Raw genomic sequence first — 23,858 nt, 5'->3', positions numbered from 1 at the left:
CAGGGGGAGGGGAGGTTCAGTCGGCGGCCACCGCGTGGTCCTGACTGCCCTGCTCCGCCTCCAGCAGTTCGCGGTAGCGGTTGCGGATGGTCACCTCGCTGATGTCCGTCGCCTCCGCGACTGCCCGCTGGGTGAGCGTCTCGTTGGTGAGCAAGCCGGCGGCGTACAGGGCGGCCGCGGCGAGGCCCACCGGCGACTTGCCCGAGTGGATGCCCGCGTTCTTCGCGGTTCGGAGCAGGCTGTGGGCGCGCTCTTCGAGTTCGTCGCTGACGCCGAGTTCGGAGGCGTGCTGGGCGACGTAGTCCTCGGGGTCCGGCGGCTGGACCTCCAGTTTGAGTTCGCGGACGATGTAGCGGTACGTCCGGGTGAACTCCTGTTCGCCGACGCGGCTGACGGCGGCGACGTCCCCGATGGTCCGCGGCAGGGACGCCTGCCGTGCGGCGGCGTACACCGCGCTCGTCGCGACCCCTTCGATGGACCGGCCCGGGAGCAGGTCCTCCGCCAGTGCGCGGCGGTAGATGACGCTGGCCGTCTCGCGGACGTTCTTCGGGAGGCCGAGCGCCGACCCCATGCGCTCTATCTCGCCGAGCGCCTGCTTGAGGTTGCGCTCCTTGGAGTCACGCGTCCGGAAGCGCTCGTTCCAGGTGCGCAGGCGCTGCATCTTCGCGCGCTGGCGCGAGGACAGGGAGTTGCCGTAGGCGTCCCGGTCCTGCCAGCCGATGTTCGTCGACAGGCCGTTGTCGTGCATCATCTTCGTGGTGGGCGCGCCGACGCGTGACTTGCTGTCGCGCTCGGCCGAGTCGAACGCCCGCCACTCGGGGCCGTGGTCGATCTCGTCTTCGTCCACGACGAGACCGCACTCTCGGCAGGTGGTCTCGCCGTGCTTGCCGTCGTGTGAGAGCTGGCCGCCACACTCGGGGCAGACCAACCGCTCGTCGTCCTCCGTCGTCTCCTCGGTCCCGTCCGCTCGTTCGTCGTTCGTTTCCGTGCTGGTCCGGTTCCGTCGGAACGTGGTGTGGGTGGTAACTGGTTCGGCCGGACGCGTGGTGACGCCCGGTACGGGAAGCGGAGTCAACGCTTCACTCTTCGGAACGGGTCGAACCGATATCAGTCTCACTTCGGCGCTCGCCGAATCGTGTGGGCCGGTGGTCCGGTACACGGTTCGAGGAGTGGGCGAGCGCAGTTCGAATGCGAAGGCCGTCGCACCGCCGACAGGAGGTTCGGCGAGCGCCGAACGACCGCACATTCCGGTCGCGTCCCTAGGGGACGTAGTGAGCAACGACCTCAACGACGTCGCGGGCCTCCCCGACGAACTCGGTATCGGGGACGACCTCGCCCGGGCGGAACAGCGCGTCTCCATCACCGTCGACACCCGGCGGTACGGCAAGGCGATGACCGTCGTCTCCGGGTTCGACGACTCGACGGACCTCGACGGCCTCGCCTCGACGCTGAAGTCGCGTCTCGCCGTGGGCGGGACCGTGACCGACGGGCGCATCGAACTGCAGGGCGACCACGGCGGTCGGTTGCCCGACGTCCTCCGCGAGGAGGGCTTCCGGGTCGACGGCTGACCGTCCGGTCCCCGCCGCGCACTCAGGCCTCGCTCTCCGGTGTGTCGACCGCCCGTCTCGCGAGCGCCACGTCCCCGAGCGTGGAGTGTTCGACGAAGTGGGTGACGATCCACGACTCGGCCTGCTGGAGGCGATACTGGAGCGTCGAGCGTGGCACCCCGAGCGAGTCGGCGAGGTCCGACAGCGAGAGGTCGCGGGGCGTCTCGTAGTAGCCGTTGGCGACGGCCGCCTCCACGGCGGCCCGTTGCTCGTAGGGGAGTTCTGCGACTGACACCGACCGGCCGAGCCACCTGGTGGGTTCACCCAGTTGTTCGAAGTGGAGCGAGAGCCCCGGTTGCAGGTGGGATTCGAGCGAGTCGTACAGGTCGCCGAGGCCGCTGTCGTCGCGCATGAGCAGGTGCCACTCGTAGACGTTCTCCCGGCGTTCGGCCTCCGCGATGACACCGTCGCCGAGGTAGTGGGCCGCGAGACAGGGCACGGAGTGACAGTCCGTCGTGGCCGCCCGGTACATGTACAGCGTCCGGGTGTGGCGGTCGGCGTCGAGGAGTTCGTACTCCCAGTCGGGGTGGTCGTGGGTGCCCGTGACGCACTCGAGGCAGTTCTCGTGCTCGTCGTACACCGCGTCGATTCGTTCGAGTGCCTCGTGCGGTCCCCCGATGCGGTCGATGCGCCAGATACCGCTCTTCGAGACGTGACAGGAGAGTGTCCTGGCGTGCGCGCTCGGGTACTCCATGAACAGATCCATGATGGGGTCGGCCCCCCGCTCGTACTCGACTCTGAAGACGAACTCCCGCATGGGAACCGGTTGGCACTCGCCGAACAAGAACCCACCTGCCGACGATGGGACCGGGTGGCCTCGGCGCTCGCCGAACGACCTCTTTCCCTTCCGCGGGCCGTATCCGGGAGTACCGATGGACACAACCCAGACGAACGACCCGCACGTCACGCGCCACGACTACGGCGACCGCTGGGTCGTCGCCGTCGACCTCGCCCCCCTCGGCGTCGAAGACGCGGACGTGACCGTCGACGTCGTCGGCGACGGTGCCGTCGTCGCCGTCGACACGCCCGCCGTCCGCACCCAGTTCGACCTCGACCTCCCCACCGACGAGGCCGACCACTCGATGAACAACGGCGTTCTCGTCGTCGAAGGCTCGCGGTAGCCCCGGAGGAACGGGGCAGTCGCCCCCGAGTCACGCCACGACGGGTGCGCGAGAGCGGCCGTCTTACTTTTCGCCGTCGCCGGGCGGCGTCTCCACGTCGAAGTCCGCGGGATCGGCCCTCGCGACCGCCGGAAGTTTCCGGAGGCGCGGGCGAAGGAGGACGTACAGCCCCGTGAACCCGAACCCGAAGGCCGCCAGCGCCATCGTGGTGGTCGTCCCCAGCGTTCGGGCGACGAGACCGCCGACGAGCGAGCCGAGGGGGAGCGTCGCCCCGGAGGCCGTCCCCTTGGTGGTCGAGACGCGGCCGAGCAGGTCGGCCGGGAACACGGTCTGGTTCAGCGTCGCCGTGAGCACGCCGCTGGCTCCCGCGGGCACCCACACGAGTCCGAACAGGACGACGGTGAGTGCCGTAGAGGGCGCGTACACCGCACCGAACCAGCAACACGCGGCCAGCGAGTGACCGACGAGGAGGAGTCGCCCGTATCCCACGCCCTCGAGTGCGGGCGCGACGAGCGACCCCACCAGTCGTCCGACGCCGAGCGCACCGAGCAACAGGCCGTAGACGGCGGGCCCGCCGAGTCCATCCCCGAACGCCGGCAGGATGGCGAGGGTCACTCCGGTCGCCAGATTGACCACCGCCGTCAGCAGGACCAGTTCGACGAAGACGGACCCGCGAAGCACGTCGACACCGGCCCGCAGGTCGCCGACGTACGACTCGAGGACCGACTCGTCGGTCTCCGCCAGTGCGTCGTCGGCCGCCCCCGAGGGGGGAACGGCGATGCCGACGAACAGCAGGCCCGCGAGGGCGAACGTGGCCGCGTCGACCAGGAGCAGCGTCGCCGCGCCGAAGACGGCGATGAACGCGCCGCCGAGCGCGTCGAACACCATGTCCAGCCCGAGCGTGACCGTCGCGAGCGCGGAGTTCGCCCGCGACAGCCGGGTGTCGTCGACGATGCGGGGGACGAGCGTCGCCTGCATCGGTGCCATCACCAGTGTCGCCAGCGTCAGAATCGGGACCACAGCGAGAAGGACGCCGACGCTCAGCCGTCCCGTCGCCGCCGCGAGCGGGAGCACGAGAACGACGACGCCCTGGACGACCTGTGACCCCACGAGCACGGGCCGGAGCGGGAGGCGGTCGACCACCGGCCCGGCGAGCACCTGCAGGAGCCACGGGAGCAACAGGAGCGCGTTCGCGAGCCCCGTGAGGACGGTCGATCCGCTGAGGTCGAAGACGAGCCACAGGATGGCGACGGTGTAGAGGCTGTCACCGGCGTTCGTCACGAACTGCCCGGCGAAGAAGCGCCGGAAGTCGCGGTTGCGCCAGAGCGACCGGTCCCGGCCGACCGGGTCGGTCGCGGTCATCCCGACCCACCGCCGACGGGCGTCGGTCGTGGTTCGACCGGTCTGCGTGACCGGGGGCGATGCGACTGCTGGCGCTGATACGGTGCGTGGACGGGCGAGCCCCGGCGACGGGCCGGTGGCTCGACGGATATTGGCATGTGCGTGCGTGTTCGACGGATGGACTGCGACTACCGGAGGTAGCGGAGCGAACCCGAGTGCTGCAGCTATCGGGCCCGCCGCGCGGCGGGGGGCGAGAGGGGGTCGAACACCGGGCGAGACGCGAACCGGCGGGTCATAGAACGCTTCGTACCGAGCGTGACCGACGACGAACATAGGTCTGGCGGTCCGTGACACGCTGACGCGGTCGGATACTCGGACCCACCGCGACCAGAGGGACCGCGAGCTGCACACTCGCGCAGACTGCGGGGAGGTGGTCGGATGGAAAATCCACCCCGCGACGACCGGCGAAACAGCTTCCCGAACCTCGGGTTCGGTGGGAGGAACTACGTATAGCGACATACGATGTACGAGCCCGCCACCGAACGCGGCTACCAACCTGTGTAATCCAATCTACACTGGGTGCCGACTCGTTTCCGCCGGGCTGCCGCCCGTTCTCGTGGTGTCGGCGGGGAGTCACCGTCTTCGAGCACGTCCGTCGGTGTCGCCTCTCTCACGGCGCCACGTCATACACGGGAACCGGGCGATACTCCGGCCACCCCCATATCCGTCGGACGGCCCGCTCGCAGAGCGTACCGGGGGCGGGCGGCGGGTCGGTCGAAGCCGAGGGCGACCCGCTTCGCTCACACACGTGCCCGTCGCGGGCCGACGACGGCGGCCCACGCGCGAGTCCGTGTGAGCCAGCGACCCCGGTCACGTACCGGACGTCCAGCCCAGCGAAGTGACCCCCGCCGGCCGGCGAGGTCCGTCGAGGCCGACCGAACGCGACGACCGGGCCCCCTACCACGGCGAGGCCTGAGCGGCCACTGAGTGGCCCCACGTCGAATCGCGCCCGACGCTCGTCGGAGAACCCATCCGACGCGAGAACGCTCCTGAAACAGCCCCTCGACAATCGAGGGGTCGACCGGGGCGTGCCCATCCACTCCCGACCGAGTGTCGACACCCCCATCCGACACGCGCCGAGACTCGACCCGGCGGAGTAGTGGACGCCCCCGGAGAGGCCGTCGGGTCGCTCTCGCCGTCGCCCACTCACCCACTAATCGTGGCTGGTGCAGTCATCGTCGATATCTACTAATCGTTTGTTGTACAGTATCTGCTAAGGTAATCGTCTATTGCGCTTGCAAAGTTACTGCTCTTTCAGTTCCACTCCCGACGATAAGGTGCATTATCGTCGTGTCTGACGTAGATTGATGTGGGGCCCGTTCGTCCCCCCGAAACATGACCGAACGCGACCGCGTGGCGGTCCAGACCTACGTCACGCGCGACCAGAAATCCCGGTGGGCCGAGGAAGCCGAGTCCCTCGACATGAGTCAGGCCGAGTTCGTCCGGACGATGGTGCAGGCGGGCCGGAGCGGCCTCCTCGCGGGGGGCGACCGGACGAACCCCGTCGAAGGCGGTTCTACGGACGCAACCCCAGGGGGTGACGGGATGAAGACGGCCCTCCTCGACCTGCTCCGCGAGGAGCCCCGGTCGTGGGAGGAACTGGTCGCCGGACTCACCGGTGACATCGAGGACCGCATCGAGGCGACCCTCGACGAACTCCAGAGCGAGAACCGCGTCCGGCACGACGGGCGGCGGGGCGGGTACACGCTGGTGGGCGATGAGCACTGAGAGTCCGCCCGCGGACGCGGAGGACCCCGTCGCGTACTTCCTCCAGGACATGACCTACCACGGCCGGGCCGAGCGAACCCGCGACGCCTACGAACGGGTCCTCCGCGACTTCGAGCGGTTCGTCGGGACGCAGGGGGCCACCCCCGCGAGCGCCAGCCAGCGCGAGTGTCTCGCGTGGGTCCACGGGTTGCGCGGCGACCTCGCGCCGAGTACGGTCGCCACCTACGCGACGTACGTCCACCGGTTCTACGCCTACCTCGTACAGGCGGGCGTCTTCGAGGAGAACCCCATGGCGCTGGTGATGGCCGAGATGGACGAGTCCATCGACACCGACCCCGCCCGCCGCGAGGTGAGCGTCCCCGCGATGCGCGAGTTCGTCGCAGATATCCCCCACCCGCTCGAACGGGCGCTGGTCGTCACCCTGCTCAAGACCGGGATGCGCGTGGGGGAGCTGTGCAACCTCGACCTCCGGGACCTCAACCTCGACGCGCCGACGGTGGACGAGCACTTCGACGCGCGCCCGCGACCACAACTGGACGGCCGGCCCGACTCGCTGTTCGTCGCGAGCGACGTGGCGCGCGGCCAGACCGTCAACGGCGAGGAGCGGACGGCCTCGAACAAGCGCAAGCGGGCGACGGTGGTGCCCGTCGACGACGAACTCGCCTCGGTTCTGGTCCGGTGGCTCGCCATCCGGCCCGACACCCCCTCTCCCGCCCGGCCCCTGTTCGCCGGCACGGGTGACGGATGGGGCGACCGTCTCACTCCGTCGCAGGTCCGCCGGGTCGTCAGGACCCACGCGACAGCGCGCGGGTGGTACCGCGCGGGCGGCGACGCGAGCGAGAACGTCACCCCGCACTACTTCCGGCACTTCTTCACGACCCACCTCCGGGACCGCACCGGGGACCGCGGCATCGTGAAGTACCTCCGCGGGGACGTCGCCACCGACATCATCGACACCTACACCCACAACTGGGGCGACCGGGTCCGGGAGGTGTACGAGGCGAACATCTACCGCCTCTCCTGACTCCGGGCCGACGTCCGACTATCCTGACCTCCTTCAGCCGACAGGTAGGACGTTCGCCTCGCGACTAGTAAATCCTATTTCGCTATATCAAATCGAGCCGGCGGCTCGCGCCGGAGCCCTGCTCACGAGGCCTGTGCGGAGTGGGTTCGGTGGGTTCGGGTCGGGAGGTCACCCATCGGGGCGCTCGACAGTACGTGAACCGTCCCGTCGAGGCCGGGTCCGTGACGTTCCGGGCGGTCGTCACGTCGTGCGAACCTGATAAAGCCGCAGCGCGCCTCGCTAGCGTATGAGCGTGGCTGTCGAGCTGGCGGTCCCCGGCGACTCCTTCGAGCTAGGGGAGGTCCTGACAGCCATGGAGGGAGTGTCGATCGAGATCGAGCGCGTCGTCCCCGTTCGCGAGCGCATTATCCCGTACGTGTGGGCGCTGGGTGACGAGCGCGACGTCGAGGCGGCCTTCGTCTCGCTCCCCTCCGTCGAGTCGGTCCGCCGAATCGCCGAAATCGACCAGTGGGGGCTCTACGAGGTTCGGTGGCACTACCCTATCAACGGACTTGTCGCCTCGCTCGCCGAGGCAGACGCCGCCGTCGTCTCGTTCGTCAGCCGGAACGACGAGTGGTATCTCGACCTCAGGTTCCCCTCGCGCGAGGACGTCACCGCGTTCTACGAGCAGTGCCAGTCGAACGACATCCCGGTCGCCATCTCCCGGATCAGCGATAGCCCGGGACCGACGGCACAGTCGAACCTGACTGACAAGCAGTACGACGCGCTGCTCGCGGCCTACGAGTCCGGGTACTTCGACATCCCACGACGAATCACGCTCACCGACCTCGCCGAGGACATGGACATCAGTACGCAGGCGCTCTCACAGCGCCTCCGGCGGGGCAACAAGGCACTCGTCGAGGAGTCGCTCCTCGACCGTGGTGCCCCTCCGACCGAGTTCGGCGTGGAATAAACGGTAGCAACGATGCTACCCAGCGAGTTTGTTCGTCGAGTGTCCATACCTGTCATGGACATCTCGTGTTCCCGGCAGGGGCGAGGTGGGGGGCAGTGAGTCGGCAGATGGAACGCGACGCGCCCGCACCGTCGACCGAGGAGGTCTTCGGGGCGCTCGACGACGAGACGTGCCGGTGTATCCTCGACCAGACGGCCGACGAACCGCTGAGCGCGAGCGAGATCGCCGGGGTCTGTGGCGTCTCCTCGTCGACCGCCTACCGGAAGATACGCCTGCTCGCGTCCGCCGGACTGCTCGCACGGACCACCCGCGTCCGGGTCGACGGCAACCACGCGAGCCAGTACCAGCGGTCGTTCGCCGCCGTCGTCGTCTTCCCCGGTGACGAGGGACTGGAGGTGAGCGTCCTCGCAGAGGAGTGGGTCGACGACAGCGAGGGGACCGATCCGCTCTCCCGGGACACGTACGAGCGACTGTCCGACGCGGGCGGTCCCTGACGCGGCGAAACCCGAAGCACGTCGGGTCCGACTGTTGGGACCTGATCACCACACTCATCTCATGCCGTTGACTCTCACCCTCAGCGACGAGATCCGCGACCGCCTCGATACCCACCTCGAAGAGGACGAGACCTACGAGGAACTCATCGAGGAACTGCTCAACATCTACGAGAGCACACGGTTCGTTCAGGAGGGCTTCTCGGAGTAGCGTCCCCTGCAGGGAGGACCAGTCGACGAACCCCCGCCGACAGGAGTGACCACGCCCTCTGCGAGAGCTTATCAGTCGGGACGCGGCCATCGCCCCCGTGACGTGACTGTCACCCGGCGATGGCACACGGGTGTGCGGCGCACCACCGCCGGGGTCGCCTTGCGCCGCCTGTTTGCCCGAGGCCCCACGATCAGCCGACCGTCCCGGTGACCGCCGCGTCGCGCTCGCGCGCCCGCCGAACCGTCCACCCGACGGCGGCGAGCGCGGGGAGACCGACCGCGAGCGTCCCCGCGAGGACCGCCCAGTCCCCAAGACCGAGCGGAACCGTCCCGAAGTACCCCGACAGCGGCGTGTAGAGCACGGTGAGGTGGAGCACGATCGAGGCGGCGACCGCGAGCGCGAGGTACGGGTTCGAGCGCAGGGAGGCCCCCCGCGTCCACCGGACGACGTACAGTTTGCCGAACTCGACGAGGACGAACCCGGTGAACACCATCGTCATCGCGTACGGGGTGACGCTCGGCGCGCCGTCGAGGACGACGACGAGGAGGCCGAGCATGAGGAGCGTCGTCACCCCACCCGCGCCGCCGACCAGCGAGAGCATCGGCCGATCGATGATACCCCTGTTGCGGGCGCGCGGGCGACGCCGGAGGACCTCCTCGTCGGACGGGTCTACGCCGATGGCGAGGGCCGGCAGCCCGTCGGTGAGGAGGTTGATCCAGAGCAGTTGGACGGCCGGCAGGACGAGATAGCCGAACAGCGACGCGACGAAGACGAGGGCGACCTCCGCGAGGTTCGCACTCAGGAGGTACGTGACGAACTTCCAGACGTTGTCGAACACCGTTCGCCCCCGACGGACCGCGTCGCGGATGGACGCGTAGTCGTCGTCCAGCAGGACGATGTCGCTCGCCTGTTTGGCCACGTCCGTCCCCCTGACCCCCATCGAGATACCCACGTCCGCGCTCTTCAGCGCTGGCGCGTCGTTCACGCCGTCGCCTGTCATGGCGACGGTGTGGCCCGAGGCCTGCAGCGACCGCAGGATACGGACCTTGTGCGTGGGCGTCGCGCGGGCCACGACCCCCACGGCCGTCAGTCGCTCTGCGAACGCCTCGTCGTCGAGTGCGTCGAGTTCGTCGCCCAGTACCACGTCGCCGGCGATGCCGACCTGTCGCGCGATGGCCGCCGCCGTCAGCCGGTTGTCCCCTGTCACCATCTTCACGTCGATGCCCGCTCGGTAGGTGTCGGCGATGGCGTCGGGCACCTCCTCGCGTGGCGGGTCGATGAGTCCGACCAGCCCCGCGAACACGAGGTCGGTGTCCGGGTCGCCACCTGATTCGTCGCCCGCCCGGTCGCGGGAGGCGACCGCGAGAACCCGGAGGGCGTCGTTCGCGAACGCCTCGACACGTTCGCGGATTCGGTCGCGGGCCGCGTCGTCGAGCGGTTCGGGTCCGTTCGGCCCGTGCAGGCGGGTCGAGCGGTCGAGGACCACCTCCGGCGCGCCCTTGACGAACACCACGTCGTCGTGGACCGTCGCCATCCGCTTTCGCTCGGCCGAGAACGGGACTTCGTCCCGACGGGGACGAGCGGCCCGGAGCGAGTCGGGGTCGAGTCCCGCCTCCCGGGCGGCGTCGACCAGCGCCCGCTCCGTCGGGTCGCCGGCACCGTCGGCGGCGTCGTTGCAGACCGCCCCGATTTCGAGGACGCGGCGGACCCGCGGGTCGCCGGGAGCGCCGCCGAGGGTGCTCGTCGCGTCGTCCACCCACACGCGCCGGACGCGCATCTCCCCGCGCGTGAGCGTCCCCGTCTTGTCGGTGCAGACGACGTCCACCGCGCCGAGGGCTTCGACCGCCGGGAGGGTCCGGACGAGGACGTTCTCGTCCGCCATCCGGCGGACGCCAAGCGCCAGCGTCAGCGTGACGACGGCCGGGAGTCCCTCCGGGATGGCCGCGACAGCGAGCGAGACGGCCGTCAGCGCCGCCTGCACGACGGAGGTCCCGCCGAGGACGAGGAAGGGAACGACCAGCGCCGAGAGCGCGAGGACCGCGACACCGAGACGCCGACCGAGGACATCCAGGTCGCGCTGGAGGGGCGTCTGCGGGCTCTCCGCGCGCGCGAGTTCCGCCGCGATGGCTCCCACTTCGGTGTCCATCCCCGTCGCCACGACGACTGCGGTGGCCCGCCCACTCGCGACGCTCGTCCCCCGGTAGACGAGGTTGGTCCGCTCCGCGAGCGGCGTCTCCGGGGGGAGCCGCCCGACGGCCTTCTCGACGGGGACACTCTCGCCCGTCAGTGCCGCCTCCTCGACCGAGAGCGACCGGCACTCGACCAGTCGCGCGTCCGCCGACACCACGTCACCGCCGGTCAGGTAGACGACGTCGCCCGGCACCACCTCGGTCGCCGGGACGGTCTGTCGCTCTCCGCCCCGTCGGAGTGTGACCGTCGGCACCGCGAGTTCCCGGAGGGCGTCGAGGCTCCGCTCGGCGCGGTAGTCCTGGACGAAGCCGAACCCACCGTTCGCGAGGACGATGACGGCGATGAGTACCGCGTCGACGACGTGGCCGACGGCGGCCGAGAGGACGACGGCTCCCACGAGGACGAGGACGAGCGCGCTCTCGAACTGGGCGAGGAGGACGCGCGAGGGGGACCGCGAGCCGTCGCCGACGACGTCGTTCGGTCCGACGGACGCGAGACGGGCGGCCGCCTCCTCGTCCGTGAGGCCCGGCTCGTCGGTTCCGAGCGCGTCGAACACCTCGGGGAGCGGGCGGGCGTGCCACTCCGTCGACGACTCGTCGAGCACCCCGACTGTCGACCCGTCGGCCTGTCTGCCCATCGCCGCTACGGGCCGCCCTCGTCGGCGGGGGCGACCCGGACGGCGGAGTGTTTGTACTCTGGGATGCGTGAGACGGGATCGAGGGCGTCGCCAGTGAGACGATTGACGAGCGGGTCGGCGAAGTGGAACGTCGAGAAGACCGTCCCGCGCCGAATCGCCGGGGTCAGGTCCGCGGTGGCCGTGACGGCCCCGCGGGCGCTCTCGACGGCGACCCTGTCGCCGTCGGCGATGCCCCGGTCCGCCGCGTCGTCCGGGTGTATCTGAAGGGCGTCCGCCGGCCGGAGTCGCACGAGAATCCCCGACCGGCGAGTGAGCGCCCCGCTGTTGAAGTGTTCGAGGACGCGCCCCGTCGTCAGGACGAGGTGGTCGTCGTCCACGCCGTCGGCGGGGTCGACGTGGTCGACGATTCGCAGGTCGGCCCGTCGTCGTCCGGACGCGAACCGGTCGCGGTGGAGGACGGCCAGGCCCTCGCTGGTCCCCTCGGGGAACGGCCAGCGCTGGCTCCCCGTCCCGATACCGTCGTAGGACATCCCGGCGTACAGGGGCGTCACGCGGCGGAGTTCCTCGAACACGGCCTCGGGACCGTCGTAGTCGAACGGGAGGTCCGTGAGCCGTCGGCCCACCGCACAGAGGATGTCGAGGTCCCTGCGGGCGTCCCCCGGCGGGTCGCCGTTCGGGCGCATACGGAGGACTTGCCGGTCGGTGTTCGTCACGGTACCGCCACGTTCGGCCCACGCGCTCCCGGGGAGGACCACGTCCGCGACGCGGGCCGTCTCGGTGAGAAAGAGGTCCTGCACGACGAGGCAGTCGAGGCGGGCGAACTGCTCGCGGACCCGGTCGGCGTTCGGTTCCGTGACGAGGGGGTTCTCGCCCAGCACGTAGGCAACGTGGACCGACTCACCGAACTCGTGGGTGGCCTCGACTTCCGTCAGCCCCGGCTCCGCGGGCGGGTCGAAGCCCCAGACCGCCGCCACCTCGCGCCGGGCGTCGGGGTCCGTGACCCGGCGGTATCCCGGGAGGACGTCGGGGAGGGCACCTACGTCGCCCGCACCCTGCACGTTGTTCTGCCCGCGAAGCGGGTTGACGCCCGCCCCGCGCTTCCCGACGTTGCCGGTCAGGAGCGCGAGGTTCAGGAGGGCGTGGACGGTGTCGGTCCCGCAGTGGTGCTGGCTCGTCCCCATCCCCGTGAGCATCGCGGCGCGGTCCGCCCCAGCGTACGCCCGGGCCGCCTCGCGCAGGGTATCGGGGTCGACGCCGGCGAGTTCGGCGGTCGCGGCCACGTCGACGCCCTCCGCGAACGCGCGGAACGCCTCGACGTTCGAAACCCGGTCAGCGAGGAACGTCTCGTCGGTCAGGCCCTCCTCGACGACGACGGCCGCCATCGCGTTGGTGAGAGGGATGTCGTAGCCCGGCCTGACCGGGAGGTGGTGGGTCGCGACGCGCGTCGTCTCCGTCTCGCGGGGGTCCACGTGAATCAGCGTCGCCCCGTCGCGTATCGCCGGGAGGAGGTACGACCGGAAGATGATGGGGTGGTTGACGGCGGGGTTTGCCCCCCAGACCAGCAGTGCGTCCGTCTCCCGGATATCCACGAGGGTGTTCGTCATCGCGCCCGCCCCGAAGCGCTCGCGCATGGCCGCCACCGTCGAGGAGTGACAGAGGCGCGCGCAGTTGTCCACGGTGTTCGTCCCGAGGGCGCGAGCCAGTTTGGCCAGCAGGTAGTTCTCCTCGTTCGTGCAGTTCGAGGAGGCGAAGAAGGCCAACGATTCGGGACCGTGGACCGCGAGGGCATCCGCGAACGCCGTCGCCACTCTGTCGAGGGCCGCCTCCCACGTCGCGGGGACGAGTTCGTCGTCCTCGCGGACCAGCGGGCGGGTTAGTCGCTCCTCGTGGTCGACCACGTCGAAGGCGGCGACGCCCTTCGGGCACACCTCGCCGCGCGTGTTGACGGGGCCGCGCCACCCACGGGCCGCCCCCGTCGCGGGGTCGTACTGGACACCACAGCCCACGCCACAGAACGGACAGACGCTCTCGCGGGGGGTGAACGTGCGTCCCGACGGGCGCTCCATGTGATACTATGTCTCGGGGAGGGGCTTAGCTGTGCTGTCGCTGTCACTATTGCTTTCTCCCCCCGCGACCAACGAACGGACGTGTCCGAACGCAGCGCCGAGTCGGGGACGTCCGGCCCTTCGCGTCCCGCGCACCTGTTCGCCGACGCGAGGAGTAGGCGGACGACGCTCCTCCTAGTCGTCGCTGTCGTCGGCCTGACGCTCGTCGGGGCCGCCGTCCTCCGGGCGCGCGTGTCGGCGCTGTCCGACCCCGTCGCCGTCCGGGCGTTCGTCGCCGGGTTCGGCGTCTGGGCGCCCGTCGCCTTCGTCTGTCTGCAGGCCGCACAGGTGGTGGTCGCGCCCGTCCCCGGACAGGTGCTCGGGTTCGTCAGCGGCTACCTCTTCGGCGTCGTCGCGGGGACGGCCTACAGCCTCCTCGGTGCCACTATCGGCAGCTACGTCGTCTTCAGGTTCTCGCGGGCGTACGGACGCCCCTACGTGGAACGGGCGCTCGACCCGGACGCGCTCGGCCTGTTCGACGACTTCGGCGACGAACAGGGTCTCCTCGCCATCTTCCTCGTCTTCCTCGTCCCCGGCCTCCCCGACGACGCAGTCTGCTTTCTCGCCGGTCTGACGGACATCGACCTGTCGAAACTCGTCGCCGCCTCGCTGGTCGGGCGCGCGCCGGGGTACTTCCTCGCCAACCTCGCGGGCGCGCAGGTGGCGGACGCACACCTCGCGGAAGGTCTCCTCGTCGTCGCCGCCCTCGTCGCCCTCACCCTCGTCGGCTACCTCCGCCGGGAGGCGCTTCTCGCGGCCGTCGCCGGCCGGTGACCCCTCTCGCTGGCGGCGAACCTCAAATCCGCTCGCGCCCGATCGTCAGTATGTACCGAACCATCCTCGTACCGACGGACGTTGACGAGAGCTACGGGATGACACCGGCGCCCGGGAGCTTCGAACTCGCGCTGGAGGCGTGGGAGGAACGCGGCCAGTCCGCCCTCGACGCCGTCGTGGCGGCGGGCGTCACCGTCGAGACCCACTGCCTGCGTGGCTCACCCTACGAGTCCATCCTGTCGTTCGCCGCCGACCACGACGTCGACCTCACCGTGATGGGTCGCCGCGGGGCGGGCGGCGTCGCGCGCCTCCACATCGGGAGCGTCACCGACCGCGTCATCCGACTCTCGGAGGTCCCCGTCCTCCCGGTCTGAGTCCGGGGCGCTCGTGCCTCACGACCGTTCGGTGACGAACAGGGAGAGGACCGTCACGACGAACACGGTCGCGACGACGCCGACGGCGAGGCCGGTGGCCCGGTGTGGCATTCCGTCGAGCACCCAGAGGACGCCGAGGACGCCCGTGTGGAGCGCCGCGAGCGCGTAGCACACCGGCCGCCAGAGCGGGGAGAGATAGAGGGCGACCCCGAAGCCGTAGGTCGCCCCCACGAGCGCGAACACCGGATCGCCCGTCACCATCCCGAGGCCGACATTGACGGCCGCGATGAGGAGTGCCGACCCGACGGCGACCCAGCGGAGCATCTCACGGCGCGTCGGGGAGGGGGTCCGCTGCCCGGTTATCGGTCCCGCCATCGACGTCACGCCCCCCTCCCGGCGGGGGTCCCCGGGCCGCCACCGTCCGGGCCGTCCCCTCGAACCGTCAGGACCGGCACGGGCGACTCGCGGACGACGCGTTCGGCGACGCTCCCGAGGAGGTAGCGCCGCAGATCGGTCCGCCCGTGCGTGCCCATCACGACGAGGTTCACGTCGTGGTCGGCGGCGTAGTCGATGACCTCAGAGGCGGGGACGCCCGCCCGGATGGACCCGACGCACTCGACTCCCGCCCGGGTCGCGACGGCGACGGCCTCGTCCGTCACCGCCTCGCCGACCGCCCGGATGGCCGCGACGACGTCGTCCGCGTGGGGGCTGGCCGGAATCGCCCGCGTGTCGACGACGAAGAGGACGTGCAGCGACGCGCCGTACTGCCCCGCGAGGTCGATGGCGTGGTCCAGCGCCCCCCGCGCGGGGTCGCTCCCGTCACCAGAACGTGACGGTTCTGGCTGGCTCACGAGAGCTTCGCTCTCGTGAACGTCCGTCGGCACGAGGATAGCCCGGTACATGGGGAGGGTAGGTCGCGGGTGGCCAAGAAGTGATTGTCGGGCGAGAGCTTAGGCCGACGCCCCGCCACCCTCACCCATGCTCGAACGGGTACTGGGCGACGACATCGACCCGCCGGGGCAGTACATCGCGGAACTCATCTACGGCGCGAACGACGGCATCGTGACGACGTTCGCCGTCGTCGCGGGGGTAGCCGGGGCCGCGCTCGACCCCGCCATCGTCCTCGTCCTCGGTGCCGCCAACCTGTTCGCGGACGGGTTCTCGATGGGGATGAGCAACTACCTCAGCCGACGGTCGGAGCGGGACTACCGTGCGGCCCGCAGCGGGGAGACGGCCGAACCGGGCGGCCGTCCACGCGACGACGGGAAGCGCCCCACGCGGACGGCCTTCGCCACGTTCGCGGCGTTCGTCACCGCGGGGGTGCTCCCGCTCGTCCCCTACCTCCTCGCGGTCGAACCGCTGTTCCCGCTGTCGGTGCTGTTCACCGGCGTCGCCTTCTTCGTCGTCGGGGCGAGCAGAAGTCTCGTCACCGCCCGGTCGTGGCTCCACAACGGCAGCGAGATGTTCGTCGTCGGGATGCTCGCCGCGGGCGTCGCGTTCGCCGTCGGAACGCTGTTGAAGGGGCTGGTCTGAGCGAAGCGGCCTACTCGGGAACGACGACCGACCGGAAGCGCGCCTCGTTGTCCATCATCGCCTGATACGCCTCGTCGGCCTCCTCCAGCGCGAACTCCTCTACCATCGGCGTCACGTCGCGCAGGTCGCTGAACTCCAGCGTGTCCTGTGAGTCCTTCGCGGTCCCCGAGGCCCACCCGGATACCGAGCGCTTGCCCATCACGAGTTGCTGGACGTCCACCGACACCGGTTCGCCGGGGACGCCGACGGCGACGAGTTCGCCGTTGTCACCCAGTCCGCCGACGACGGACTCGATGGCGTCCGCGCTCGGGGCAGTGGCGAGGACGACGGACGCGCCGCCCAACTCGGTGAGCGCCTCCGCGGGGTCCTCGCTCTCGGTGTCGACGTAGTGGTCCGCGCCGAGGTCCAGCGCGAGGTCCCGCTTCTCGGTGCCCCGCGAGAGCGCGACCGTCTCGAAGCCCGCACGACTGGCGTACTGCACCCCGAGGTGGCCGAGGCCGCCGATACCCTGCACGGCGACGAGGTCACCGGGACCGGCGTCCGTGTTACGAAGCGCGTTGAACGTCGTGACCCCCGCACAGAGCAGGGGTGCGGCGTCGACCGGTGCGAGGTCCTCGGGCATGGCGGCGAGTGCCTCCGCAGGGGCGGTCAGGTACTCGGCGTAGCCGCCGTCGAAGGCGATGCCCGTCACGAGGGCGTCCTCGCAGTTGATGAAGTCGCCGCGGCGACAGGCGTCACAGGTGAAGCAGTGCCCGCCGTGCCAGCCGACGCCGACGCGCTGACCCGCCTCCCACCCCTCGACGTCCTCGCCGACGGCGTCGACGCGCCCCGCCACCTCGTGGCCGGGCGTCCGGGGGTAGTCGATACCGGGGAACGCCCCCTCCTTGACGAAGGCGTCGCTGTGACAGACCCCGCAGGCGTCCACGGCGACTCGCACCTCGTTCGGTTCCGGGTCGGGTATCTCGCGGTCGACGGCCTCGAAGTCGCCGCCGGGTTCGGGGACCTGTACCGCTCGCATCGTGCTGTCGCTGGAGTCGGACATGTACCACCCGCTAGCCGCGGCGCGCGGATAACGTCGGGAGAATCGGCAGGACGTGGGGGCTACCGCCAGTTGGTACGGCGCGCTCCGGTGCGCTCCGACGCGCTACAGCGCCGCCAGTTCCGTCTCAACGGGGTCGAACAGCGCCTCGACCTCCTCGTGGACCGGCGTCGTCTCACGGTGGTTCTCCAGCAGGACCGTCTCGCTGGGGAACAGGCCGTCGCCGACGACGAGGCCGTGGTCGCGGGCGGTCGACCCCGTCACGGTCACGTAGACGCCGAGGCCGGCCTCGGAGATGGCGGCCTCCTCCTCCTCGCCCCCGCCGGGGTAACAGAACGTGACGTCTTCGAGGGCATCGGTGCCGAGGACCGCCTCCACGAGGCGTTCGTAGCGCGGGGAGATACACAGGGGACCCTCGTAGTCGGCGACGAACGAGCGGTCGAGGTCACCGCTCGCGACCTCCGGCGTGGCGAGGAGCGTGTGGTACACCGTGTCTCCGAGGCCCGTGACGACGCGCACGTCCGTGTCGCGCGGGTCGATGCGGTCGTTGATGTCCGCGATGTCCGCGAGGGGATCCGGGTCGAGACGGACGACTTCCTCCAGGACGAGGTCGGCGCTGTCGAACCCGAGCGCGAACTCGTGTTTCCGGAGCGCCCGGAACGGTTCCTCGCGGCCCACCAGTTGCAGGTCGTGGTCGCCCAGCGGGAACGTCGCAGAGTCGAAGACGATGCGCCGGGGGAACCCCTCGCGGGCGTCTCGCAACAGGGAGAACTCGGCGTTGCCGTCGCTGTAGTCGGCCAGTCGCTCGTAGACCGGACGGTCCGCGGTCTGGTCGTCCTTCGTCACCGCCTTCTCGTAGCGTAGCGTCGAGATGACCTCGTCAGCGAGTCCGGCCGTCTCCGTATGCGCGGCCACCCGTTCGAGCACTGCTTCGAGCGGGCGACCCTTGCGGGGGACGGCGACGCTGATGGTTGCCATTGTCGGGAACTCCACCTCCGGCGGTAAAACGCGTCCGATTGCTCCCCGCGCGGCGTGTTACTCGTCGTCCGACCCGTCGTCGGAGTCGTCGTCGGCCGCCGGTCCGCCGCCCGCCGCCGCGAAGACGCTCGCCATCCGCTCGCGGAAGCCCTCGAACTCGGCGAGGTCGGTCTCGATGGCGTCGACCCGGTCCCCGAAGTCGGATTCGACCGCGTCGACGCGCTCCGAGAGGGACTCGACCCGGTCGAGGTCCTCCTCCAGGTCGTCGAGGCGACCCGCGAGAGTCTCCATCCGGTCGAGGTCGTCCTCCAACGTGTCGAGTCGGTCGGTGAGCGACTGGACGCGGTCGACCTCCGCCTCGACGTCGTCCAGACGAGCGACGACCGCCTCCACGTCGTCGGCGACGGCGGCCTCCTCGCGCAGGTCCTCCAGTTGGGTCTCGGCGGCGAGTAGGTCGGTCCGGAGGCCGTCGACGCGGGACTCGACCCCGACGAGGCCGTCCTCTACGTCGTCGGCCGTGGCCGCGACGTCGTCCGTCCGGTCGTCGAGCGAGTCCAGTCGGGACTCGACGGCCCCGAAGCGGTCGTCGGTCTCGTCCTCGACGGCCCCGAGTCGCTCGCTCACGCCCTCGGCGCGCTCGTCGATGGCAGAGACGCGGTCGTCCACGGCGGTGACGCGCTCCCCGACGCCGTCCACGCGGCCGTCCAGCGCCTCGACCGACGTGCGGAGGTCGCCGAGGACCTGTTGGGCCTCGCCCTCCTCGTCGATGAACGCCTCCAGCGCGTCGACGTACGCGCGCATGTCGCTCAGTCCGCTCTGGACGTGTTTGAGTCGCGTCTCGACGCTGTTGGCCGCCGCGCCGCCGTCTCCACCCGCGGCGCGTTCCTCGGCGACGCCGAGGTGTTCTCTGAGTTCGGCGGCGACCTCGTCGTCGACCGTCCCGGTGCGGAGTTCGTCGACGAGGGCCGCGGCGACCCCGGACTCGAACGCGGGAGGTCGGTCGGCCGCCCCCACCCCCGCGCTCGGGACCGCGTCGTCGGAGCCGGCGGACTCGACGTCGGTGTCGTCCTCGGGCGAAGGCGTCTCGACGTCGGTGGTGGGGTCGTCGACGACGGCCTCGTCTGCATCGTCCGCCTCCGGTTCTGCGGGGGCGACTGCTCGCTCCGCGTCCGCCGCCTCGTTCCCGCCGGCCGGGGCGCCGACGGCGCCGGGGTCGTTCAGGTCGAGGGGGACGATCTCCTCCTCGTCCGTCTCGTCCTCGAGGCCGGGGACGGTGTCGGCGGTCCCGGCGATGACGTCCCGGACCACCTGGCTGTTGTTCGTCCCGACCGGGTCGTTCGCGGTGCGGTTCGTCTCGACGTCGGGCGCGCCGAGGAACTGGTCGCCGGAGCCGAACTCGCCGTCTCGAAGGCCGTACACCGTGGTGAACGACTCGCCGGGGTCGAACTCGCGCTCGAAGACGATTCGCGTCCCCTCGACGGTCCAGTACTCTTCGCCGTAGTCGGGGTGGAAGCCGACGTCCTCCGGACCGACCCCCTCGGGCAGGTCGTCGACCAGCCGGAAGGTGGCGGGCGTGTCTCGCTCCGACTCGACGACGAAGGCGATGGCCGGGACGGGGAACTCGTCCGGTTCGAACGATTTCTCCACGGAGATGCCGTCGGCCGCGACGGTGACGGCATCCGTATCAGCGGTACTCATCTGATTGAATCTACTCCTAGCCAGTAATAAAAGTATTCGTGACTATCGTAGCCGCCGGCTCAGACGGCCGCGCTGTCGCCGATTTCGAGCAGTTCGAGCGAGCGGGGGTGCTCGAAGCTCCGCGCGTGGTGGAACAGGGCGGTCGGGTCCGCGGTCAGGCCCTTCCACATGTCCCAGTGGGTGGGGAGCAGGCGGTCGAGTTCTAGCTGTGCGGCCGCCTCGACGACCATGTTCTCGTCGGAGTACCACTGCGTGCGCTTCGGTTCGCGCGTCTCCTTGTCGGGGAGCATCCCGACGCTCCCGAACGCGAGGGCCCCGAGGTCGACGTCGTATCGCTCGCCCACGGCCGCGAAGTCCTCGCTCGGGCGGGCGTCGCCACCGTGGAAGAACGTCCGACCCGCGTGCTCGAAGACGTAGGAGACGGGGTGCTCGGCGTCCGGGTCGTGGGCCGGTTCGACGTGGACCGTCAGTTCGCCGAGTTCGAGGGTGTCACCCTCCTCCACCTGCGAGAAGCGCTCGGCGTCGAGGTCCCACTCGTCACGCCAACCCTCCTCTTCCACCGCGTCGATGGACGCGTCGGGCGCGTAGAACGTCGCGTCCGTGTTGGCGAGGATGGGTGCCTGACTCGGCCCGTGGACGTGGTCGGTGTGTTCGTGGGTGGCGAGGACGGCGTCGGCCTCCCGGACGTCCGCCGAGTCGAACGGAACCGGGACCATCCGGACGGTCCGCGGCGGGTCGCCCGTCCCGAGGTACGGGTCGATGTACACCACAGTCCCGTCGCTCGCCTTCACGACGAAGCCGTTACAGCCGAGATACCAGACGCGCAGGCCGTCGGGGTCGCTCTCTTCGACGGCGCGCGGGAGCCAGTCGCCCCAGTCGGAGTGGACCTGTTCCATGGGCGTGGGTCCGGGCGAGCGCACCAAAAACGTCCACCTTCTGGTCGCGACGGGGGGTCGCTCGCGGTCCGACCCGCGGCCGCACGACCCCGTCCGAGGTGTCGCGAGACGGTCAGAACGTCAGCCGTTCGAACAGTCGACGCGAGAACCGCGGTCGACGCGACGCGTGCGAGTACACGGTGACCGTCGTGCACCCCGGCGTCGGGAGGACCGGCCGGTCGTCGAACAGGACGCCTCGAAGCCCCTCGTCGCTGCCGCGACGGACGACGACGTCGGGGTCCGACGACCGCCCGCCGTCGGCTCTGATGGGTTCTACGGAGACTGGAACCGAGCGGAGCGCCGAGAGTTCGGTCTGGTAGTCGCCGATCGTGCGCTCGTACTGATCGGTGCTCGCTCGGCCGGCGGGATACCGAAGCGAGAGGTCGCTCCCGTTCGCGACGGCGATGGCCTCGGCGACGTTGACTGCCAGTGGCGGGTAGGGGCCGCCGTCTCCGGAGAGCGCGACGCGTTCGGGCCGGTCGTACCCGAGGTTGTCCACGAGGAGCACGTCGCACGTGGCGTGACGAACCACCCAGTCGATGGGGTCGCCGAGCAGACGGGACCGGAGCCAGAGGGGTTCGTGTTCCGCGACGATGGCGTCGACCCCCCGGTTCGTCGCGAAGTTGACGACCGCGTGTTTCGTATCGTGGCTCACGACCTCGTCGGCCTCGATGTCGACGCCCACTCCCCCGAGAGCGACTCGATGCGGGTCTCGTAGGAGATGTCGGACGGCGACTGAGCCGTCACGTTCTCCGTGAGGGGGGCCTGGTCCGGTACCTGGGCGACTCTCGATGCGACCGTACACGACCGCTCCGTCGTAGCCGCATCCAGCAGGCATAACTACTCACGTCGTGCCCACGAACGTGTTCTACAGTGATCGACCTCTCAGAAGCGGGCGCGGGTGTCTTCTTCGGCGGAGTCACGATGGTTGCGTGGGGAATCTGGCTGGTCGTCGGGAACGCCGCATCCGAATCGATTGACCCGAGGACTGCCGCTGCGATCTCGTACGTCGTCGCGACGACCCTCGCCGTAGCCTACGTCGTCACCTCCGATGCGTCGCTCGCCGTCACCCCGCGGGGCGGAGTGCTCGCGGCCGTCGCCGGCGTCTTCGTGGCGATCGGCCTCATCTCGACGTACATCGGCCTCTCCGTGGGGACGACCACGACCGTTTCGACGGTCGGTGCGATGTACTTCGTCGTCGCGGCGCTCATCGGGATGGCCGTCCTCGGCGACGAGTTCACCGTGGGGAAGGGTGTCGGTCTCGTGCTCGCCGCCGTCGGGGTGCTCCTCGTCGCCCGATAGTCCGATACCGGTCGGGATATTTACGGTCCGTGCGTATCGTTCGGCGCGTGCCACGAGCCCGGTACCGCGAATCCTTCCAGGTAGCGCGCATATCGGCTTCCGTTCTGCCGGATGGAGGGGGTGAATCCATCGTGGCGGTGGTCTCCCTCACCCCGCATCACGGGGTCGGAGAAGGGTTTTGCCGGAGTGAAACGAACGCAGGTCGTGATTCCTAACTACGGGGACAAATACGGCGCGGAAGCACTGTTCTCGCCGAAGGAGGTGATCGAAATGGGGGGTGGGGGACTGCCCGACGTTCCTCCGGCGGTGGTCCTCGGCTACCAGCCGAAACTCACGGAGTTCGTCGAACCGCGGGCCGACTCGCCGGTCCAGATCGTCCGTTCACAGTCCCTGTACCCGGTGACGGAGACGGTCGGGTACGTTCCCGTCCACGAGTGGGGAACCGGCGCCCCGATATCGGCGATGGTCACCGAGAACGTCATCGCGGCGGGCGCCGAGGCCGTCGTCCTGTTGGGTGGTGCAGCAGGACTGCAGACGGACACCCCGCCCGAAGCGGCCATCCTCCCGACCGATGCCATCAGAGACGAGGGAGTCTCCTACCACTACGTCCCCGACGAGGTGTCGGTGACACCGACGGCGTCGCTCGTCGACAACCTGGACGGTGCTCTCTCGGAGGCGGGCTTCGACACACCGCGGGGGACGACGTGGACGACGGGCGCCTTCTACCGCGAGACGGTCCCCGAGATTAGGGCGTACGGCGACGACGGGGTCATCACGTTGGACATGGAATCCGCGGCCATCTGGGCGGTGTGTCAGTACCGCGGTGTCGACACCGCCTCCGTCCACGAGCAGGGAGGTGTTCTCACGCCCGAGGAGTGGCAGCCGGAAACCCACCAGAATCGGGGCGTGACAGAGATGTTCGACCCGGTCGTGGTCGGCTTGGAGAACCACCTGTCTGACACGTAGCTCCGCCGGACCGGAGGGGTCGGAGGTCCGAACGGCGTCCGGCCGACCCTGAATCTGCGTTCCGTGTCAGCGCGCAGAAGCGCGTAGAACGTCGAGCGGTCGTGTCTCCCCGCGGTAGACCCGCGCTCTCCGTCCGACCGGTCGATTCGGGCTATCGGCGACGCGAACAGTCCTCGCGGAGCGTCCGCGTGAGTGCGGCGAGCGCAGTTCTCGGAGTTCTCGTACCCCGGACGGCGAGTTCCAGAACCCGGCCTTCTCGTCTCGTTGTGAGACAGCGGAGGCGTCTCGCTTCCCACGGGCGACTTACGGGTCGTCCGTGGAGAACGGTGCCCGCAGCGATGCCGGGGGCACCGCGATGACATCCGACGAAGAAAACGGTGGGGGATTTAGTCCTGACAGCACCCGCCGGCCTTCTCGCCGAAGTCGACGGAGAGGGGTGCCGAAATCATCTCGTTGAGTTCCTGCAACTGGAGTTCGAGGTCCGAGCGGGCCTCGAGGAAGTCGGCCATCACAGGCACGTCGTGGAGTTCCTCCTGTGCGGCCTGCAGTTCGCGGAGGTCCTCGTTGGTCGCGTTGCCGGTCTGGCGGGCGAGCATGAACTCCTCGCGGAGTTGCTCGAACTCGCGGATACGCTCCTGGGCGTCCTCGCTGGCCTCGACCGCCTCTTTGGCCTCTGCGAACTCCCGGTAGGCGGGGAGTTCGGTGATGGCGTCGCCGAGGTCGGAGGCGAGTTCGGTCGCACGGGCGGCGGGGTGCTCGACAGCGTCGTCAGCCGGCGATTCGATGCTCATG

The 23,858-nt window shown here is 69.9% G+C and carries 25 protein-coding genes; 12 read left to right on the top strand and 13 right to left on the bottom strand.

What is annotated here, in order from left to right; genetic code table 11:
* Positions 1 to 16: 16 nt before the first annotated feature.
* Positions 17 to 1,075, bottom strand: a complete 1,059-nt coding sequence (locus NKG96_RS08320; protein ID WP_254538071.1) for a transcription initiation factor IIB — start codon at positions 1,073 to 1,075, stop codon at positions 17 to 19.
* A gap of 196 nt (positions 1,076 to 1,271) precedes the next feature.
* Between NKG96_RS08320 and yciH the strand changes: the two genes are divergently transcribed.
* Entirely contained in the window at positions 1,272 to 1,568 is a 297-nt protein-coding gene (yciH, locus tag NKG96_RS08315; RefSeq protein WP_254538070.1) for a stress response translation initiation inhibitor YciH, read from the top strand.
* Positions 1,569 to 1,590: 22 nt separating this feature from the next.
* Here the strand turns inward: yciH and NKG96_RS08310 are convergent, their stop codons facing one another.
* Entirely contained in the window at positions 1,591 to 2,364 is a 774-nt protein-coding gene (locus tag NKG96_RS08310) for a helix-turn-helix domain-containing protein (RefSeq protein ID WP_254538069.1), read from the bottom strand.
* 115 nt (positions 2,365 to 2,479) lie between these two features.
* Between NKG96_RS08310 and NKG96_RS08305 the strand changes: the two genes are divergently transcribed.
* Positions 2,480 to 2,728, top strand: a complete 249-nt coding sequence (locus NKG96_RS08305; protein WP_254538068.1) for a DUF7127 family protein — start codon at positions 2,480 to 2,482, stop codon at positions 2,726 to 2,728.
* Positions 2,729 to 2,791: 63 nt separating this feature from the next.
* Here the strand turns inward: NKG96_RS08305 and NKG96_RS08300 are convergent, their stop codons facing one another.
* Positions 2,792 to 4,090 carry an MFS transporter gene (locus tag NKG96_RS08300; protein WP_254538067.1) on the bottom strand — a complete coding sequence of 433 codons (1,299 nt, stop codon included), beginning with the start codon at positions 4,088 to 4,090 and terminating at the stop codon, positions 2,792 to 2,794.
* 1,374 nt (positions 4,091 to 5,464) lie between these two features.
* On the opposite strand from NKG96_RS08300, the gene NKG96_RS08295 reads away from it, so the two are divergent.
* From NKG96_RS08295 to NKG96_RS08275, 5 genes are all read left to right on the top strand, one after another.
* Positions 5,465 to 5,857: a DUF5805 domain-containing protein gene (locus tag NKG96_RS08295; protein ID WP_254538066.1), complete on the top strand. Its 393-nt coding sequence runs from the start codon at positions 5,465 to 5,467 to the stop codon at positions 5,855 to 5,857.
* Positions 5,847 to 6,881: a tyrosine-type recombinase/integrase gene (locus tag NKG96_RS08290; protein WP_254538065.1), complete on the top strand. Its 1,035-nt coding sequence runs from the start codon at positions 5,847 to 5,849 to the stop codon at positions 6,879 to 6,881. The genes NKG96_RS08295 and NKG96_RS08290 overlap by 11 nt, the downstream gene beginning before the upstream one ends.
* Positions 6,882 to 7,167: 286 nt before the next feature.
* Complete coding sequence (locus tag NKG96_RS08285) at positions 7,168 to 7,833, top strand: helix-turn-helix domain-containing protein (RefSeq protein ID WP_254538064.1); 666 nt, start codon at positions 7,168 to 7,170, stop codon at positions 7,831 to 7,833.
* A gap of 95 nt (positions 7,834 to 7,928) precedes the next feature.
* Entirely contained in the window at positions 7,929 to 8,327 is a 399-nt protein-coding gene (locus tag NKG96_RS08280) for an ArsR/SmtB family transcription factor (RefSeq protein ID WP_254538063.1), read from the top strand.
* A gap of 61 nt (positions 8,328 to 8,388) precedes the next feature.
* Positions 8,389 to 8,535, top strand: coding sequence for a DUF7557 family protein (locus tag NKG96_RS08275; protein ID WP_254538062.1), 147 nt, complete (start codon positions 8,389 to 8,391; stop codon positions 8,533 to 8,535).
* Between the two features lie 190 nt (positions 8,536 to 8,725).
* On the opposite strand, the gene NKG96_RS08270 is transcribed toward NKG96_RS08275, so the two are convergent.
* Positions 8,726 to 11,362, bottom strand: coding sequence for a cation-translocating P-type ATPase (locus NKG96_RS08270; RefSeq protein ID WP_254538061.1), 2,637 nt, complete (start codon positions 11,360 to 11,362; stop codon positions 8,726 to 8,728).
* Between the two features lie 5 nt (positions 11,363 to 11,367).
* A complete protein-coding gene (gene fdhF, locus NKG96_RS08265) occupies positions 11,368 to 13,428 on the bottom strand; it encodes a formate dehydrogenase subunit alpha (protein ID WP_254538060.1) in 2,061 nt (686 codons plus the stop codon).
* Positions 13,429 to 13,509: 81 nt separating this feature from the next.
* On the opposite strand from fdhF, the gene NKG96_RS08260 reads away from it, so the two are divergent.
* Positions 13,510 to 14,241 (top strand): TVP38/TMEM64 family protein, encoded by a 732-nt coding sequence (locus NKG96_RS08260; protein WP_254538059.1) that lies wholly within the window; start codon positions 13,510 to 13,512, stop codon positions 14,239 to 14,241.
* Between the two features lie 50 nt (positions 14,242 to 14,291).
* Positions 14,292 to 14,615: a universal stress protein gene (locus tag NKG96_RS08255; protein ID WP_254538058.1), complete on the top strand. Its 324-nt coding sequence runs from the start codon at positions 14,292 to 14,294 to the stop codon at positions 14,613 to 14,615.
* An 18-nt stretch (positions 14,616 to 14,633) separates the two neighbouring features.
* Here the strand turns inward: NKG96_RS08255 and NKG96_RS08250 are convergent, their stop codons facing one another.
* On the bottom strand, positions 14,634 to 14,990 hold the full coding sequence (locus NKG96_RS08250; protein WP_254538057.1) for a hypothetical protein: 357 nt from the start codon (positions 14,988 to 14,990) through the stop codon (positions 14,634 to 14,636).
* Positions 14,991 to 14,995: 5 nt separating this feature from the next.
* Positions 14,996 to 15,517 (bottom strand): universal stress protein, encoded by a 522-nt coding sequence (locus NKG96_RS08245; RefSeq protein WP_254538056.1) that lies wholly within the window; start codon positions 15,515 to 15,517, stop codon positions 14,996 to 14,998.
* Positions 15,518 to 15,593: 76 nt separating this feature from the next.
* On the opposite strand from NKG96_RS08245, the gene NKG96_RS08240 reads away from it, so the two are divergent.
* Positions 15,594 to 16,148: a VIT1/CCC1 transporter family protein gene (locus NKG96_RS08240; RefSeq protein WP_254538055.1), complete on the top strand. Its 555-nt coding sequence runs from the start codon at positions 15,594 to 15,596 to the stop codon at positions 16,146 to 16,148.
* Between the two features lie 10 nt (positions 16,149 to 16,158).
* Here the strand turns inward: NKG96_RS08240 and NKG96_RS08235 are convergent, their stop codons facing one another.
* The 5 genes from NKG96_RS08235 to NKG96_RS08215 all read right to left on the bottom strand — a co-directional run bounded on the left by NKG96_RS08235 (position 16,159) and on the right by NKG96_RS08215 (position 21,483).
* On the bottom strand, positions 16,159 to 17,166 hold the full coding sequence (locus NKG96_RS08235) for an alcohol dehydrogenase (RefSeq protein ID WP_368409299.1): 1,008 nt from the start codon (positions 17,164 to 17,166) through the stop codon (positions 16,159 to 16,161).
* A gap of 126 nt (positions 17,167 to 17,292) precedes the next feature.
* Positions 17,293 to 18,165: a phosphoribosyltransferase HisG-related protein gene (locus NKG96_RS08230; RefSeq protein ID WP_254538053.1), complete on the bottom strand. Its 873-nt coding sequence runs from the start codon at positions 18,163 to 18,165 to the stop codon at positions 17,293 to 17,295.
* A 57-nt stretch (positions 18,166 to 18,222) separates the two neighbouring features.
* The gene (locus NKG96_RS08225; protein ID WP_254538052.1) at positions 18,223 to 19,863 is read right to left on the bottom strand and encodes a hypothetical protein; all 1,641 of its coding nucleotides are present in this window, start codon (positions 19,861 to 19,863) and stop codon (positions 18,223 to 18,225) included.
* A 59-nt stretch (positions 19,864 to 19,922) separates the two neighbouring features.
* On the bottom strand, positions 19,923 to 20,759 hold the full coding sequence (locus NKG96_RS08220; protein WP_254538051.1) for an MBL fold metallo-hydrolase: 837 nt from the start codon (positions 20,757 to 20,759) through the stop codon (positions 19,923 to 19,925).
* Positions 20,760 to 20,871: 112 nt separating this feature from the next.
* A complete protein-coding gene (locus NKG96_RS08215) occupies positions 20,872 to 21,483 on the bottom strand; it encodes a universal stress protein (protein ID WP_254538050.1) in 612 nt (203 codons plus the stop codon).
* Positions 21,484 to 21,674: 191 nt separating this feature from the next.
* On the opposite strand from NKG96_RS08215, the gene NKG96_RS08210 reads away from it, so the two are divergent.
* Together NKG96_RS08210 and NKG96_RS08205 are read left to right on the top strand one after the other, a co-directional pair.
* Entirely contained in the window at positions 21,675 to 22,100 is a 426-nt protein-coding gene (locus NKG96_RS08210; protein WP_368409298.1) for an EamA family transporter, read from the top strand.
* Positions 22,101 to 22,304: 204 nt separating this feature from the next.
* Positions 22,305 to 23,066: a phosphorylase family protein gene (locus NKG96_RS08205; protein ID WP_254538048.1), complete on the top strand. Its 762-nt coding sequence runs from the start codon at positions 22,305 to 22,307 to the stop codon at positions 23,064 to 23,066.
* 386 nt (positions 23,067 to 23,452) lie between these two features.
* On the opposite strand, the gene NKG96_RS08200 is transcribed toward NKG96_RS08205, so the two are convergent.
* On the bottom strand, positions 23,453 to 23,857 hold the full coding sequence (locus NKG96_RS08200; RefSeq protein WP_254538047.1) for a YlbF/YmcA family competence regulator: 405 nt from the start codon (positions 23,855 to 23,857) through the stop codon (positions 23,453 to 23,455).
* Position 23,858 lies beyond the last annotated feature (1 nt).

Source organism: Halomarina litorea (assembly GCF_024227715.1).
Classification (GTDB): domain Archaea; phylum Halobacteriota; class Halobacteria; order Halobacteriales; family Haloarculaceae; genus Halomarina; species Halomarina litorea.
The sequence above is the reverse complement of the archived record's forward strand: the minus strand, read 5'-3'. Positions and strand labels throughout refer to the sequence as shown.